The sequence below is a fragment of the Kouleothrix sp. 19917 genome (genome assembly GCF_057073505.1).
Genome location: NZ_CP097099.1, coordinates 5,563,766 through 5,580,638 on the forward strand (window position 1 = coordinate 5,563,766; position 16,873 = coordinate 5,580,638).

Genomic DNA, 16,873 nt, shown 5'->3' on the forward strand with positions numbered 1-16,873 from the left:
CTGCAGCAAAGGATATTGGCGCGCTGGTGCATATGCGAGTCCTCCACATTGTCGAGGCAACGATCGCCGGAGTTCGCACTCACGTCCAGGCATTGGCAACCGGGCTGGCCGAGCACGGTATTCAGTCGGAAGTTGCCTGCCCACTTCGCCGCCAGAACTCCTTCGGTGATGAACAGTTCATCGAATATCTTACCAATGCTGGTATCACGATCCGGCCGGTAGCCATGCAGCGTTCGATCGATCCTCGTTTGGACGCCGCCGCATTGCACCGGCTTATCGCGATTCTGCGCAGCACCCCCTACGATCTGGTGCACATGCACAGCTCCAAGGCCGGATTCCTTGGCCGGCTGGCCGTGCGCGCCAGCGGCAGCCGTGCCGCAGTGGTGTATAGCCCGCACGGCCTGGCATTTCTGGGCGCGGGCAGCGCAGCCAGGAACCAGCTCTTCTTGCAGCTCGAACGCCTGGCCGGGCAGCTGTGCGACCGAATCGTCGCCGTGTCGCCCAGCGAGCGCGACCTGATCGTCGGGCGCGGCCTTGCGCCAGCCGAGCGCGTCGTCTGTATTCCCAACGGTGTTGCCACGCCAAAAGTTCCTGCCGCCAGCCGCGCTGCCACGCGCGCGATGCTTGGCATCCCGGCCGCTGCGCCGCTGATTGGCACGGCAGCCCGCCTTTCGGCCCAGAAAAATCCTGGCTTGTTTGTTGCTGCGGCTGCGTTGGTGTTGCGGCAGCAGCCGGCGGCGCATTTCGTGTGGTGTGGAAGCGGCGAGCTGATGGCAGAAGCGCGGGCACAAGCCGAAGCGCGCGGCATCGCGCACGCCTGCCATTTCATCGGCCACCGCGACGACGCGGCCACAATCGTGGCAGCATTCGATCTGTTCTGGCTGACATCGCACTACGAAGGGCTGCCGCTCGCGCCGCTGGAAGCAATGGCTCAGGGCGTGCCGGTCATCGCCACCGATGTGCTTGGCACCCGCGATTTGCTGCGCACTGGCGCGGGTTTGCTCGCGCCCGCCGACGATGCTGGCGCGCTTGCCGCCGCAACCGCCCGCCTGCTGGCCCTGCCCGAGCGCCGCGCCCAGCTGGCCGAAGCTGGCCGGCACTACTACCGCCAGCACGGCACCGCCGACACCATGCTCAATGCCGTGGCGCATCTGTACCGGTCGCTCGTTACCCTGCCCATCCAGCCGCCAGCGCCGCAACTTGCTGCGGAGCTGGGCGCATGAAGTACCCAAGCGATGCCCCGCCAGGGCTGCGCAGCCAGAATGGCGAGCTGAACAAGCGGAGCCAGATATGAAATCACGCACAACGACAAACCTCGACGTGCTGGTGATGCTCGGCAGCATTGCCATTACCGAGCTGATGTTGATCGTGGCAATGGCGCTGCGCGAACGCTTCTCGATCTGGGGGCCGCTCGACCCGGGCGCGAACCATATTCCCCTCGTGCTCTACCCACTGGTCGGCCTGATCTGGTTCGCCATGCAGTTCATTCTTTCCACGCCACGGCTGGTGCGCGATGGCCAGCTGATCGACGGCTTGTGGCGGCTGGTGGCGGCGATTCTGCTGGCCTCGCTGACTTTTGCCGGCGCGCTGTTCCTCTCGTTTCGCCAGATGTCGCGCCTGTACTTCGTCTACTTTGTGCTGCTCGACCTGGTGGCGCTGATCCTGTTCTACGGGGCTATGCGCCTGTTTGTGCGCCGCCGCAGCGGCCGCGCAAAAACACAAAGCCGCGTGCTGATCGCCGGCGCGGGGCGCACCGGGCTGCGGCTGGCATCCGCGCTCACTCGCCAGTGGAATGGCGCCGCGCCAGTGGTAGGCTTTATCGATTCTGACCCGGCGCTGGCCGACCAGACGCTTGAGGAATGGCCCGTGCTTGGCACCCTGGCCGACGCCGAGCGCCTGATCGACGAGCTGGCGATCGACGAGATCATCATCACCCTGCCGCTCGAAGCACACCCGGCCACGGTTGGGCTGGTGCGCCAGCTGCAAGCCACGCCCGTACACATCCGCCTGGTGCCCGATTTCCTCGATTTCGCGATTATGCGCGCAAACGTGCACTACCTCGAAGGCTTGCCTATCGTTGGGCTGCGCGTGCCGGCCATTGGCGACAAGGCGCGGATCGTCAAGCGCCTGTTCGACATTGGCATCAGCCTGCTGCTGCTGCTGCTGCTCTGGCCGTTTCTGCTGATCATTGGCTGGATGATCCGGCGCGACTCGCCCGGGCCGGCGCTGTACCGCGCCGAGCGCGTGGGCGAAAACGGGCGCATCTTCCAGATGTATAAGTTCCGCACCATGGTGCAGGATGCCGACCAGCACTGGGATAGTGTGGCCGTGCGCCGCGCCGACGGCAAGCTTAATTTCAAGCAGCCCGACGACCCGCGCATTACGCATGTGGGCCAATGGCTGCGGCACACCAGCCTCGACGAGCTGCCCCAGCTGCTGAACGTGCTGAAGGGCGACATGAGCCTGGTTGGGCCACGCCCCGAGCTGCCGATGGTGGTGCGCGAAGAATACGAACCCTGGCAGTGGAGCCGCTTCACCGTGCCGCAGGGCATGACGGGCTGGTGGCAGGTGCACCGGCGCGGCTTCGAGCACCAGCACCTCTGCACCGCCGACGATCTCTACTACATTCAAAACTACTCGCTGATGCTCGATATCCGCATCCTGATGCGAACAGTAGCCGTGGTGCTTTCGGGCGAAGGGGCGTACTAGCGTGGCACGCCCTGTTCCACTCGCGCCGGCGCTGCCCAATCGCCCCGCGCGGCCCGCACATCCCGCCTGGCGGCTGCGCGGCTACGCTGCCAGCGACCGCATGCGCGTGGCGCTGGTGCTGCTGATCGCCCTGTGCCAGGGCGCGCTGTACCTGGCGCTGCTGCCGCCCTGGCAGCACTACGACGAACCCACCCATTTCGAATACGCCTGGCTGAGCGCCAACCGCGCACTGCTGCCACAAACCAGCGACACTGACCGGGCCATGCGCCGCGAGCTGGCGGCCTCCATGCTCGAGCAGCAGTTCTACTGGAACCTGGCCCAGCCAACCCTCTTCGACGATAAAAAGCCCGTCGACGTTGGCGTGAGCGAGCTGGGCCACCCGCCCGGCTATTACCTGCTGGTGGGCCTGCCGCTGCGGCTGGTGCGCCACCTCGACATGGTGAGCCAGCTGTATGTTGCGCGCAGCATTTCGGTGCTGCTGCTGCTGGTCAGCATTGCCGCAACGGCCGGCCTGATGCGCGAGCTCACGCCGCCGGGGCACGACTTGCGCTGGGCGGTGCCGCTCGCGCTGGCCCTGCTGCCTACGTTTGTCGACCTCATGACAGCGGTGAATAATGATGTTGGCGCAGTGGCAGTTTTTTCGATCTTTGTGTGGGGCGCGGCGCGCACGATTCGGCGCGGGGTGAACTGGCGCCGCATAGTGTGGCTGTTTGCCACGGCTGCGCTGGCCGCATTCGTGAAAAATACTGCCGCCGTGGCGCTGGCACTCGCGCCGCTTGCGGTGCTGGTGGCGTTCTGGCTGCGGCGCGGCTGGCGCTGGCGCTGGCTGTTTGCCGCAGTAGCAGGCGGCATACTGCTGGCAGTGCCGCTGCTGTTCAGCTGGGGCGACGCCGCCTTCTGGTATCGCGGGAATGTGCAAATCGCGCAGGTATCGGCCAATCGCGCTGCAACGCCGCTTGCGCCGCTGGGCGACCATGCGCTGATGCTCGAAGCGCCGGCAAGCGGCGCGCAGCTGCTGATCAGCCCGCTGGCAAACACGCCAATGCAGGAATTGGCAGGCCGCACGATCACGGTCGGCGCGTGGGTGTGGGCCGACCGGCCCGGTGTGCTCGCGGAGATTGGCGTGGCCTATAAAACGCCCACGCAGCCTGCGGCGATTGTGATGAGCCAGGCCATCACTGCCACCACCACACCGGCGTTTATCGCCCATGCATTCGTTCTGCCCGAGCAAGCGCTGTATGTTCACTACCAGATCGTTGCGCGCCTGCCCCAAGCCACAGCCGCCACTGCGCACCTGTATGTCGATGGCGCAGTGCTTGCGCCGGGCGCGTTCCCGGTGGCCCAGGCGCCATCATTCGCCGATGCCGATGCGGCCAGCGGCACATGGGGCGGGCAGCCATTCACAAACTTGCTGCGCAACCCCTCGGGCGAGCGCGCCTGGCCACGCCTGCGCCCAGCGCTCGATAGCCTGCTGCTGCGCTATATCCACCGCTCGCCGGCGCAGGTTGTGGCCGCATTTATGGATCTCCAGCGGGTTACGTCGGTGTTCTGGCCGCTGCTGGTTCAGCCCGCCGTCGACAGCGTGGTTATGTCGTTTGCGTGGAGCCATGTGCGCCTGAGCAGCATGGCGTGGCTCTACCTCGCGCAGGGGCTGGCGATCCTGGCCCTGCTTGGCAGCCTGCTCTGGCTGCGCGCCCGCCGCCCCGGCCGTGAGCAACAGGCCACGCTTTTATTCCTGCTCTTCGTCGATCTGCTGATCTGGGCCAACATGCTCCTGCGCCCGCTCCCGCTGCTCGGCGAGGTATTTGTCGTGCCGGCGGCGCGCTATACCTTCCCCGCGCTCGGCATCACCATGCTGATTGTGCTTGCTGGCTGGCGCGCGCTCTGGCCACCGCGCTGGCAGGCCCGCGTGACATTTGCGCTGCTTGCGGGATTATTTATCATGAACCTGGCGGCCATTCAAACAATCACCGCGTTTTACCAAAGCATTGGGCTGTAGCGCCCCAGGGCATGTGTCATTCGCCGCAAATATCATAACTATAGCAGTTTGCAGTCGGCAGGAGCCAGAAAGCAGTTACATTTTCGCTTTCCAATGCGTTTCTCGCCAGCACCTGAATGATCAATGGTTCTGCAAACTGCTAGCTTCTGATCCCTGCTATCCACACGTTGCATCCAGCCTGCAATGCACTGCAAAGGCGGGCCAAACAACAGGAATTTCATGCACAAAATCACACAACCTCGCTATGCTCATGTGCGCACACTTCTGGTGCTTTTGCTTGGAAGCTGGCTTGTGCTCGCGCCAACTCAGGCCCGGCCAGGCACAGCCGCACCGCTGGCCGCAACACCCGAGCCAACCGTATACATTCCTGTCGCCACGCGCAATTCGCCCTGGCATTCGCCGTTTGGCGTGCAGGCCGAAGTGCCGCTGCTGAAAGGCTCGGTGATGCTCAGCCGCGCGGTTGAGCTGGGCACCGGCTGGGCGCGCATGGGCCCAATCTCGTGGCGGCGCATGCAGCCCACCGAAGGCGGCCCGATCGACTGGAAAATCCTGGCGCGGCTGGAGCAAGAGCTGCGCGCGGTGAAAGAGCAGGGCATTACGCCTGAGATCGTCGTGTTCGACTCGCCATCCTGGGCGACGATCAACAAGCCTTATGTGACTTCGTGCGGGGCGATTCGCGCCGACAAGTTCAGCGCCTTTGCCAGCTTTATGCGCGAGCTGATTGCGCGCTACAGCACGCCTGAATTTAACGTTCACCACTGGGAGCTTGGCAACGAAATTGATGTCGACCCGCGCCTGGTAGCGCCAAACAACGGCTTTGGCTGCTGGGGCAATATCAACGACCCCAACTACGGCGGCGCGCAGTATGGCGAAATGCTGAAGGCCGTGGCCCCAGTGATGCGCGCAAGCGACCCGAGCGTGCAGATCTGGATCGGCGGCCTGCTGCTCGACGTACCCGACACGACGGCACCGGGCAGGGGCAAGCCCGAGCTATTCTTGCAGGGCATTTTGTCGGCTGGCGCGGCACCCTACTTCGACATGGTGCCGTTTCATGCCTACACGCCTTTCCTGAACACTATGGTCGACCCAAACGACCCACCCGATTCGCCCTGGCATGCGTTGGGCGGCTCGGTGCTGGGCAAGGCCAAATTCTTGCGCCAGATCATGGCGAAATATGGCGTGGATAAACCATTATTTCTGAACGAAACCGCCCTGATGTGTCCGGGCGAATACTGGCCATACAGCAAGTGGTGCAAACCACCGCAAGCCGCGTTCTATCGCATGCAGGCGGTGTATGGCGTGCGCTCGTTTACGCGGGCGCTGGCGGCCGGCATTAAAGGCGCGCTCTGGTACACGCTGAACGGCCCAAGCTGGCGCTATGTTGGCTTGCTGGATGCCCAGAACCAGCCACGACCGGCGTTCACGGCGCTGAAGGTGCTGGGCCAGCAGCTGGAAACCTCCGAGTACATTGGGCCGGTGAACTACGGCAATGGCGTGGAAGCCTATGCCTTCGGGCGCTACGACCGGCGCGTGCATGTGGTGTGGGCGATCGACGACTACAAGCTGGCGATTAGCGTCCCACAGGCGAAATTCATCAGCGCAGTGGACCGCAATGGCAACGCGGTGGCGCCCAGCCCCAGCGGCACGAACTATTTGTTTGTTGCCAGCTTCGATCCGCTCTATATCTCGCTCAAGCCCTAGCGCAGCGCAGCGCGGAAGGTTCGTTTCGATGGCTCGTTCACCCAGGATTATAAAAGCTGCGCTGCTGCTGCTGGCGCTGCTGCTGGTGCCACATGCGCAGGCCGCGCCCAAACCGCCCGTTGCAGCCACCCAGCTCGTTTTTCTGCCGGTGGCACAGCAGCCCGACCCATTGGGCACAGCGCCCGCGATCTGGTCGCACGCCGGCCCGCCGGCCACGCACGAAGTAGGGCTGTTCCGCCACACCTTTACCCTGGCAGCACCAGTTGCGGGCGCGGCGCTGGAGATCTTTGCCGACACGCGCTACGAGCTGTGGCTGGATGGAACATGGCGCGGGCGCGGGCCGGCGCGCTTTTCTTACCAAACCCACGAGTACGATCGCTATGCGCTTGGCACGCTTGGCGCAGGCACGCATACGCTCGCCGTGCTGGTGCAGTGGGCACCCAACGTGCGCCGCTCGGAATCGACGGCCCCGGCGCTGCAGGCCCGCGTGGTGAGCAGCGCGGGTGCAGCTACAACCACAGGCACCGGCTGGCGCGCGCTTGCCAGCCCGGCATGGCGCAGCGACGCGGCGCTGGTGCACGCCTGGGGGTTGGTTGGCCCTACCGAGCTGCTTGATCTGCGCGCGCTGCCAGCCGGCTGGATGCAGCCCGCGTTCGACGACGGGGGCTGGCCGTTTGCCACGCCAGTGCCCGCGCCGCCGGGGCGCGTGCTGCCACGGTCGCTGCCCGCGCTGGCAAACGTGCCGATCCCCGCCACGGTGCGCGATGCTGGCCTGCTTGCACCGGGCATGCGCATTGCCGAGCTGCTGGGCGATTCCTCGCGCCCGGCAAACTACTCGCTCCGCGCACTTGCAAACACCACCATTACAATCGAAACGCTCGCCTCGGCCGTGAGCGGCAGCCGCACGCTCGCGCTCGATGGCAGTGTGCTGGAATGGCAGCCGCGCCCGAACCGGCCCGATGTGGTGTTCGCCACACGCGCAGTGGGCGCGGGCAACCATGGCCTTACTGCCAGCGCAATCAATCCGCCTGGCCTGACCATTGGCGTCTCGACCGACAATCTCGACACAGGCGCGCTGCCGTTTTCGCAGGGCATGCACGCCGGCCGCCGCCTGCTGCTGGCCGCGCCAGCCAGCCAGCCCAGCGCGGTGAGCGTCACGCCGGGGGCGGCACTTACGCTCAAATTCCAGCAAACGCCTTCTTATGCGGTGATCGACCTGGGGCGCACGGTGTATGGCCGCGTCAGCGCGACCGTGAGCGGGCCGGCAGGCACCGTGCTCGACATGGGGTGGGACGAGCGGCTGTGGCAGAATGCGCGCCCACTGCCCTTCCCCGGCTCGCTGCACCCTGAGTGGAACCAGACCGATTCGTGGGTGCTCGACGGCACGGCGCGCGCGATCAGCACCATCGATGCGCGCGGCGGGCGCTACCTGCTCCTTGCGGCGTGGGGTCCCGTGCAGCTGAGCAACCTGCGCGTGCTGGAAGAGCGCCTGCCGGCCGATCAGCGCGGCAGCTTCAGCAGCGGCGATGCGCGCCTCAATACGATCTGGCAGGTTGGTGTCGATACGCTGCGCCCAAACATGAGCGACGCATATTCTGACCCGTGGCGCGAGCATGGCCAGTGGTGGGGCGATGCCTTTGTGATCGATCACGCCAATGAAGCCGCGCTGGGCGACAATTTCCTGCTGGCGCGCGGCTTGCGCCAGATCGCCGAGGCTTTTGAAAACGGCCGGCCGGTTGCGCTCGCGCCACACGGCGAAAGCAACCACATGCTCGATTACGGCATGTTGTGGGCGCAAAGCCTGCACGACTACCTGCGCCGCACCGGCGACACGCGCCTGCCCGCGCAGCTTTACCCCACGCTGGTGAGCTTTATTGGCTACCTGGAGCAGTACGCCAACCCTGGCACCACGCTGCTCGAAATCCCCTATGGCACCTGGCAGGAAACCACGCTGATCGACTGGGCGGCCTATTTCGACCGTTACGGGCAGTCGACGGCGGTGAACTCCATGTTCTACCGCACGCTGCTCGATGCCGCCGATATTGCCAGCGCAGCGGGCGACCCGGCGCGGGCGGCAGGCTGGCAGGCGCGCGCGGCCCAGATCAAGGCCGCGATCAACAGCACGCTCTACATGCCCGCGCAAGGCGCGTACAGCGCCACGCTCTGGAACGGCACACTGCGCGTCGCAACGCCGCACGCCCAGGCCTTCGCGCTGGCCTACGACGTGGTGCCCGCCGCCGAGCAGGGGCGCGTGGCGAACAAGCTCGTTGCCACGCTTTCCAGCGACCCCGCAAACCCGAATGTCGAAGTGTATGGCATGTTCTGGGTGCTCGAAGGGCTTGGGCGGGCCGGGCGCATCGCCGACGCCAACGCGATTATCAAGCGCTACTACGGCTATATGCTCGACCACGGCGCAACGACATGGTGGGAAGGGTTTAACGCCTACAAATACTACACCGCCAGCCTTTCGCACGGTTGGGGTGCGTCGCCCACCTGGTTCCTGACGCGCTGGATGCTGGGGGCCGAGCGCACCGGGCCGCAGACATGGGCGTTGGCGCCGCCCATGCGCAGCGTTGCGGGCGCGGCGGGCGCGCTGCCACTGGCAACAGGCGCATTACAGGCCAGCTGGGCCACGGCTTCCTGCGGGCAAAATACGGCAGACATTGCCGCGCCGGCTGGCAGCAGTGGCACGGTGCTGCTGCCCTTCAACGACAGCGCCACCGTGATTGCGCTCAATGGAACGACGATCTGGCAGAATGGGCAGGCCAGCAGCGGGCAGGCCAGCGCCGTGCCGGGTGGCATCGAAGTGCGCCTGGGCAGCGGACAATTTCACCTTGCCATTCAGCACAGCTGCGGCTAGCGCGCCGTTCGAAACGATTACCACGAAGGCACGAAGACACGAGGTTTTGGGTTACAGGTTGCAGGTTTTTAGGTTACAGGTTGCAGGTTATTGGCCCAGTCCCAGAACCCCAGACCCTAAACCCTCATGCGGTTCTCGGTTCGCGCATCTCCTGTCTCCTGTCTCGCGTCTCGCTTCTGCTATAATGCGCGCCATGAAGCCCATTGCAAAGCCTGCAAGCCCGGCCACGCGCGCGCTGCACATCGCCCCCTGGCTGTGGGCCGCGCTGGTTGGCGCGCTCCTGTTCCGCTGGTTTGGCAGCCACGGCTACGACGACCCTTTCATCACCTACCGCTACGCCGAGAACATTGCGGCTGGCGCGGGCTTTGTGTATAACCCCGGCGAGCGCGTGCTCAGCACCACCACGCCGCTGTACGCGCTGCTCCTGGCCGTGGCGCGCTGGCTCGGCGCGAATGTGCCAACTGTCAGCAACGCGCTTGGCGCGGCCAGCCTGGCGCTGGGCGGCCTGGCCTTCTGGGAGCTTGGGCGCGCGTGGCGCACGCCGGCGGCCGGCCTGGTGGGAATGATCGCGTTCCCGCTGTTCCCGCTGCTCGCCACCACCCTCGGCAGCGAAGTGGCCCTGTACCTCGCGCTGACGCTGGGCGGCTTCTGGGCCTATGCGCGCGAGCGCTACCTGGCGGTGGCGCTGCTGCTGGGGCTGGCCGCGCTGGTGCGCGCCGATGGCGTGCTGGCGGCGGCGCTGCTGGCGGGCGCATTTCTGTGGCAGCGCCGCCGTCCCATCCCCTGGCGCGCGATTGCGCTCTACTGCGCGCTGCTGCTGCCCTGGCTCGTCTTTGCGCAGCTCTACTTTGGCGCGGCTTTCCCGGTGACGCTGGCGGCCAAGCGCCGGCAGGGGCTGATGCGCGGCGCAGAGCTGTTTCTGCCCGGCCTGCTGGCCCAGGCGCGCGACAACTACTGGCGCTTCCCGGTGTTTCGGCCAATGTTTGCGCTGGCTGCGGCTGGCCTGCCGTTTGGGCTGTGGGCGCGCAGCCCCTGGCTCTTGCTGGCGGGCTGGAGCACGCTGTATGCGCTGGCCTATGCCGCGCTCGGCGTCACCAGCTACTTCTGGTACTACGGGCCGGTGATTGTTGGCTTTGTGGCGCTGGTGGGGCTGGGGGCAGAAGCGGCGGCGCGGCTGGTGCAGCGCGGCTGGCAGAACCGCGCAATCGCGGCAGCCCTGGTGGCCGTGCTTACCTTTCTGGTGGCTAACCCCGAGCGCGGCGGGCTCGCCTACCTGCGCGACCACGGCGACACGCGCCAGGCGATTTACCGCGCCACCGGCGAGTGGCTGCGCGCAAATACCACGCCCGACGCGCGCGTGGGCACGCTCGAAGTTGGCATGATTGGCTACTACGCCGGCCGGCCAATGATCGATTTCGCGGGCCTGCTTCAGCCAGCAATTGCGCAGCAGCTTGGGCCGGGCAGCAGCTACGACGACGCGGCGCTATGGGCGTTTGCGCACTACCACCCCGAGTATCTGGTGCTGCAGGATGGCGCGCTGCCCAGGCTCCAGGCCCACGCATTTTCTGACAACAGATGCTCGACCGTGCACACCCTGCGCGACGATCTGTATGCCTTCCCGATTCTTATTCTGGCCTGCCCACAGCCATAAAACCGAGCGCCGACCCCAAGGCCGGCGCTCTGCTTCGTATGTTGTGGCGCGCTACTCGTAGCGCAGCGCGTCGATTGGATCGAGCCGGGCGGCGCTGCGCGCTGGCGCAATGCCGAAGAACAGGCCGATCACCATTGCGAAGCCCACCGCCAGCGCCGCCGCGCTCACGCTCGGGGTTGCGGTGAACGAGCCACTCAGGTTCACTGCCAGCGCGATCAGGATGCCGAGCGCCAGGCCCAGCAGCGCACCCACCAGGCTAATCGTCAGCGCTTCGAGCATGAACTGGGTGAGAATATCGCTTTCGCGCGCGCCGAGCGCCTTGCGCAGGCCGATCTCGCGGGTGCGCTCGCGCACCGACACCAGCATAATATTCATGATGCCAATGCCGCCCACCACCAGCGAAATGGCGGCAATCGCGCCCAGGAACAGCGTCAGCGTTTGTGTGGTGCTCGCCACGCTATTCAGGATGTCTTGCTGGTTGATCACGCTGAAGTCGTCGCCGTCGCCATTTTCGGGCAGGTTGTGGCGCGTGCGCAGTGTTTGCTGAATTTCGCCTAACGCCGCTTCCACGCTATTCGCGTCTTTCGCCTGCACCGCAATGCCCGAAACCAGCGTTGAGCCACCGCTCACGGCACGCCCGCCAAAGAGCTTACGCTGGGCGGTGCCGAGCGGCACAATCACGCCGTCGTCGGTCGAACCAAAGCCAGTGCCGCCTTTCGAGGCCAGCACGCCCACCACGCGGAAGCGCTGGCTGTTGATGCGAAACGCCTGCCCCAGCGCGTCGGAGTCGGGAAACAGCGTGGCGGCGACATTCGGGCCAAGCACGGCAACATTCGCCATGCTGCTCACGTCGTCGGCGGTGAAGAAATCGCCCGAAGCCACGCTGGCATTATGCACCGCCAGGTAGGCGGGCGTCGCGCCGATGATCTGGGCGTTGGTGTTCTGGCTGCCCGCCACAAGCTGGCCGTTGCCATTATATTCCGGCGAAATCAGGCTGGCATCGGGAACATTATTCGGGTCGGCCAGCGCGGTCGCGTCGTCGGTGGTGAGCGTCTGGCTGCTGCCAATGCCGCCGCGCACGCCACCAGCGTTGCTCGCGCCCGAGCGCACGGTCAGCAGATTTGCGCCATTCGCGGTGATGGTGGATGTGATCGAGGCCTGCGAGCCCTGGCCGATTGCCATAAGCGCCACCACCGCCGCCACGCCGATGATGATGCCCAGCGCGGTCAGGAGGGTGCGCAGCTTGTTGGCCGTCAGGCTGCGCAGCGCGATGCTGAGCGTTTCGGAAAAGCTGATGCCGCCCACCAGCAGCGCAGCAATCTGCGGGTCGGTCGTATCGGCATTTGGCGCGGCTTCCGGCGTTGCGCGAACGTCTTCCGCCGCAGTTGGAAGCATTGTGCTCATAATGATCTCCCGGTTGTGCGAAATGGCGGCCGGCGCGCAATCGAAAGGCGCGGCCGCATCGCGCGTGGCGCTGGGCTGGCCGCCAGGGTTGGTGCCTGCCAGCGGCTGCCCGCCGTGTCGCTATCGAGCAAGCCGTCGCGCACGGTCAGCACGCGGCGGGCGTGTTCGGCAATGTCGGGTTCGTGCGTCACCAGCACCACGGTGATGCCCTGCGCATTGAGCTGTTCGAAAAGCGCCAGAATCTCGATGCTCGATTTTGAGTCGAGGTTGCCGGTTGGCTCGTCGGCCAGCAGCAGGGCCGGGCGGGTGATCAGCGCGCGGGCGATGGCGACGCGCTGCTGCTGGCCACCAGAAAGCTGCTTGGGGCGGTGGTCGAGCCGCTCGCCCAGGCCCACCAGCTCCAGCATTTCACGCGCGCGCTCTTCGCGCTCGGCTGGGCTGACGCCGCCGAGGTAGATCAGCGGCAGCGCCACATTCTCCAGCGCGGTTTGGCGCGGCAGCAGGTTGAACTGCTGGAACACAAAGCCGATCTTGCGGTTGCGCACCGCCGCCAGCAAATTGCGGTCGATCTGGTCGACTGGCAGGCCGTCGAGCAGGTAGCTGCCCGAGGTGGGCGTGTCGAGGCAGCCGAGCAGGTTCATCAGCGTGGATTTGCCCGAGCCCGACGGGCCCATAATCGCCACAAAGTCGCCGCGCCCCACATCAAAGCTCACGCCACGCAGCGCCGGCACGGTGATATCGCCCATCTGATATGTTTTATGCAGGTCGCGCACTTGTATCATTGCATCCATAGTTGTTTTCCTTTCCCCGGCTGGCAGCCCTGCGCAGGCTATTCCAGCCACGCGCAGGGCTAGCCGGGCAGGCTCGCCGCTTTAGCGTCCGGGGGGCGGGCCACCCACGCCACCAAAGCCACCAAAGCCGCCATTATTGCGGCGCTGGGTGGTGTTTGCCCCAGTGGTTGTCGTCGTGGCGGCGGTCTGCACTTCAAGCACGTCGCCCGCCTTGAGGGCCGGCACGCCATTGCCACCGCTGCTGGTGATTACCGTCTGGCCGTTCGTGGTTTGGCCCGTCACCACCGGCACCGTAATCGCCTGGCGATCCGAGCCCTGGCCCTGCAGCAGCGTCACGGTCTTGTTGTTGCCCGCCGTGCGAATGGCGCGGCTTGGCACCAGCAGGGCGTTGCTGATCTGTTCGAGCTGAATGTCGGCGGTGGCGCTCATGCCCACCTTCACCGGCGTCTGGCCTGGGTCGAACTCGATCTGCACCGGGAAGGTCACAACATTCTGCGAAGTTGTGGCGGCGGGCGAGACGGTCGCGACCTTGCCCTTCAGCGTGACATCCGGCAGCGCATCAAAAGTCAGATCAACCGCCTGGCCGACCTGCACTTTGGCGGCGTCGGTTTCGCTCAGGCTGACGTCAATATGCAGCTTGGAGCGGTCGACAATCGTGATCGCCGCCGTGCCAGTGCTGGCCTGCGCGCCGGGCTGCACCGCCACCGCCGAAACCACGCCATCGAAGGGCGCGGCGAGCGTGGCGGCAGCCAGGTTGCGCTCGGCCGTGTCGACCGACACCTGCGCCTGGAGCACGCTGGCCTCGGCCGCGGTCAGGTCGGCGTCGGTGGCAGGCGCGGTGAGCTTGTCGAGGTTCGATTGTGCCTGCGTGACGCCGGCCTGCGACTGCGCGACCTCGGCGGCGGTGCCGCCCTGGGTCAGCTTGGTCAGGCTGGCCTGCGCCTGCGTCACCGCTGCCTGCGCCTGGGTCAGGTCGCTCTTGGTCGGGTTCTTCAGCGCGGCGACGGTCGCTTGGGCATCGCTCAGCGCGGCCTCGGCCTGGGCGATGTCGGAAACCTCTTTCTGACGCGCGGCATCGTAGGCAACCTGGGCCTGCTGCACGCTGTTCTGCGCGCTGTCGAGCGCCGACTGCGCCTGCACAAAGGTGTCGCTATACTGGCGGGCCTGGGCGTCGTTCAGCTTATTCGGCACTGCCTTGCCCTGCGAATTGGTCTTGGTTGGCTGCACCGGGTCGTTGCCAGTGCTTTGCACATACTGCCAGTTTTGCAGCGCCGACGAATATTTCGATTGCGCCTGCGTGAGCGAGTTTACCGCGTTCTGGAGCTGGATCTGCGCATTGGTTTTCGCCTGCGAGGCGCTGTCGCGCGTGCTCTGCAAGCTGGTTTGCGCCTGGTCAACTTTCGACTGGGCGGCTTGCAGCGTGGCGGCGTCGGGGTTCTTCAGCGCGTCGAGCTTGGCCTGCGCGCTGGCGAGCGACGCCCTGGCGCTCGAGATATCGGCAGCGGTGGCAGTGCCGTTTTTGGTTTGCTGAAGCTGCGCCTCGGCGCTGGCGAGCGACGCCTTGGCATTCGCAATATCAGCCGGGGTCGTGGTGCCATCTTTCGTCTGGGCCAGCTTGGCCTGCGCGGCCTTGAGGTTGGCCTGCGCCTGCTGAAGCGCAAGCTGCAAATCGCCCGCATCGATCTTCGCCAGCGCCTGGCCGGCGGTCACCTGCTGCCCAACCATCACATCAACCGAGGTAACCGTGCCGGCCTGCTGGAATGGCAGCTCGACCGTGCGCGCCGCTGCCACCGCGCCGCTGCCACTGACGGCAATCGTCATGGTGCCCTGGGTTACGCGTGCAAACGATGTGGTGGTGGTTGCAGTGCTGCGGCGCGAGGTATACCACCATGCGGCGGCTCCAGCGATCACAACCAGCCCAACAACAACCCACAGCCAGCGGCGCTGGCGCAGGCTCCGCCACGGAGCGCGCAAACGTTCGCGTGCCTGCGGCAATGGAGTGCTCACTCGCATAAGTAATGCCTTTCTTTCGACATCCGCGCCCGGCCCAACTTGCCAGGCGTATGCGTTTGTGCCAATACAAGCAGGCGGCTGTGAGCAGCCCTCCGCGTGTGACGCTTAAGCGCATGCCGAACGTCACTCGCAACCCCTGCGCTCCCAAGCGCACGTTGCTACAATAGCAAGCAAATGTTCAGAAATTGTTAGGATCTCGTATGAGGCAAATGAGAAATTGTGAAGATGGTATCGGCGTCTGTGAAGCCACGCCAGGCGGGTATGGTATAATAAGCGTTTAGTGGCCGCGCACCTGCCGGCCAGGCATGCATAGTTCGCACGTTGGAGGATACACACAATGCCACCGCACACCCGCTCACAGCGTCGGCGCCAGGCGGCCCGCCCGCAGGCCCGCCCCGACGTGAGTGTTGAAACGCCTTCATACACTGGCACCACTAGCTCGCTCGAAGCGCCGGCAATGCCTGCCGCTCGCCCGGCCCGCACCGCGCGCCGCGTGCTGAGCCGCCCCGCGCCCGAGCCAATCGACTACACGGCAGACTACACGGCAGCCCGCCGCGACCTGCGCTGGATCGCGATCTGGACGGTGCTGCTGTTTGTGGCCATGTTTGCGCTGAAGTTTTCGGGCATCGTCTAGCTGTTTGCGATGAACGATTTGCGATGGGAAAAGCAAAATCGTACATCGTAAATCGTACATAAACTGTGGATCGCATCCAGAGCAAAGCCGCGCGCCTGCAGCGGATTGAGCACCGGCTGTATAATGCGCCGCGCGGCTTGCGTGTGGCCGATCTTGCCGAATACTGCGGTGTCGACCGCCGCACGATCTACCGTGATCTGCAGGCGCTCGAAGAAATGGGCGCGCCGATCTGGCAGAACGATGGCCGCTACGGCATCGACCGCGAGTCCTACCTCTCGACCATTCGGCTCAACCTGAACGAGGCCGTTGCGCTGTTCTTTGCGGCGCGCCTGCTGGCCCACCACAGCGACGAGCATAACCCCAATGTCGTTTCGGCGCTGAACAAGCTTGCCGCCGGCCTGCCCGACACCACCATCTCCAGCCACATGGGCCGCGTCGCCGAAATCATTCGCGCCCGCCCGCTGCGCGCCGACTATGTGCGCGTGCTCGACGCGGTAACGCGCGCCTGGGCCGATCGCCACAAAGTGCTCATTCGCTACCGCGCCGCCAGCGGCGAGCTGACCGAGCGCGTGATCTGCCCCTACTTTCTCGAAGTGTCGCGCAGCGAGCCCGCCTCGTATGTGATCGCCTACGACGATCTGCGCGGGGCCTTGCGCACCTTCAAGCTCGAACGCGTTGCCGACGCCGAGCTGCTTGGCAGCACCTACACCATCCCCGACGATTTCGACCCCTACGCCTACCTGGCCTCGGCCTGGGGCGTGATGGACGAGGTTGAAGTGGAAGTGCGCCTGCGCTTTTCGCCGCTGGCAGCGCCGCGCGTGCGCGAAAGCGTGTGGCACCACAGCCAGCGCCTGAACGACACGCCTAACGGTGGCTGCGAGCTACAGATGCGCGTTGGCGGCATTCGCGAAGTGCGCTCGTGGGTGTTAAGCTGGGGCGCGGATGTCGAAGTGCTTGGCCCGCCGCAGCTGCGCGACGAAGTGGCCGACCATGCCCGCCGCATGGGCGAGCAGTACGCTGTGGCGCGGCCCGCTGCCTAGCGCGCTTTATGCTCGTGCTCCAACCTTCCGCCACAAAGACTCAAAGGCTCAAAGATTTTACAGATCCTGAA

11 protein-coding genes are annotated in these 16,873 nt (G+C 65.5%); 8 read left to right on the plus strand and 3 right to left on the minus strand.

Features of this window, described 5'->3' with window-relative positions; genetic code table 11:
- Positions 1-32: 32 nt before the first annotated feature.
- From M1P90_RS22460 to M1P90_RS22485, 6 genes are all read left to right on the plus strand, one after another.
- Positions 33-1,223, plus strand: coding sequence for a glycosyltransferase (locus M1P90_RS22460; RefSeq protein WP_483697644.1), 1,191 nt, complete (start codon positions 33-35; stop codon positions 1,221-1,223).
- Between the two features lie 67 nt (positions 1,224-1,290).
- Positions 1,291-2,709: a sugar transferase gene (locus M1P90_RS22465; RefSeq protein WP_483697645.1), complete on the plus strand. Its 1,419-nt coding sequence runs from the start codon at positions 1,291-1,293 to the stop codon at positions 2,707-2,709.
- A 1-nt stretch (position 2,710) separates the two neighbouring features.
- Positions 2,711-4,708, plus strand: coding sequence for a DUF2142 domain-containing protein (locus tag M1P90_RS22470; protein ID WP_483697646.1), 1,998 nt, complete (start codon positions 2,711-2,713; stop codon positions 4,706-4,708).
- 219 nt (positions 4,709-4,927) lie between these two features.
- A complete protein-coding gene (locus tag M1P90_RS22475) occupies positions 4,928-6,409 on the plus strand; it encodes a glycoside hydrolase 5 family protein (RefSeq protein ID WP_483697647.1) in 1,482 nt (493 codons plus the stop codon).
- A 28-nt stretch (positions 6,410-6,437) separates the two neighbouring features.
- Entirely contained in the window at positions 6,438-9,269 is a 2,832-nt protein-coding gene (locus tag M1P90_RS22480; protein WP_483697648.1) for an alpha-L-rhamnosidase-related protein, read from the plus strand.
- A gap of 193 nt (positions 9,270-9,462) precedes the next feature.
- Complete coding sequence (locus tag M1P90_RS22485; protein WP_483697649.1) at positions 9,463-10,920, plus strand: hypothetical protein; 1,458 nt, start codon at positions 9,463-9,465, stop codon at positions 10,918-10,920.
- Between the two features lie 51 nt (positions 10,921-10,971).
- On the opposite strand, the gene M1P90_RS22490 is transcribed toward M1P90_RS22485, so the two are convergent.
- The 3 genes from M1P90_RS22490 to M1P90_RS22500 all read right to left on the minus strand — a co-directional run bounded on the left by M1P90_RS22490 (position 10,972) and on the right by M1P90_RS22500 (position 15,128).
- Complete coding sequence (locus M1P90_RS22490) at positions 10,972-12,324, minus strand: ABC transporter permease (protein WP_483697650.1); 1,353 nt, start codon at positions 12,322-12,324, stop codon at positions 10,972-10,974.
- On the minus strand, positions 12,321-13,115 hold the full coding sequence (locus M1P90_RS22495; protein WP_483697651.1) for an ABC transporter ATP-binding protein: 795 nt from the start codon (positions 13,113-13,115) through the stop codon (positions 12,321-12,323). Before M1P90_RS22495 ends, M1P90_RS22490 begins: the two co-directional genes overlap by 4 nt.
- 81 nt (positions 13,116-13,196) lie before the next feature.
- Positions 13,197-15,128, minus strand: a complete 1,932-nt coding sequence (locus M1P90_RS22500) for an efflux RND transporter periplasmic adaptor subunit (protein WP_483697652.1) — start codon at positions 15,126-15,128, stop codon at positions 13,197-13,199.
- Between the two features lie 337 nt (positions 15,129-15,465).
- Here M1P90_RS22500 and M1P90_RS22505 point away from each other — a divergent pair, with 337 nt between their 5' ends.
- Both M1P90_RS22505 and M1P90_RS22510 read left to right on the plus strand, forming a co-directional pair.
- Complete coding sequence (locus tag M1P90_RS22505) at positions 15,466-15,762, plus strand: hypothetical protein (protein ID WP_483697653.1); 297 nt, start codon at positions 15,466-15,468, stop codon at positions 15,760-15,762.
- A gap of 65 nt (positions 15,763-15,827) precedes the next feature.
- Complete coding sequence (locus M1P90_RS22510) at positions 15,828-16,802, plus strand: helix-turn-helix transcriptional regulator (RefSeq protein ID WP_483697654.1); 975 nt, start codon at positions 15,828-15,830, stop codon at positions 16,800-16,802.
- Positions 16,803-16,873 lie beyond the last annotated feature (71 nt).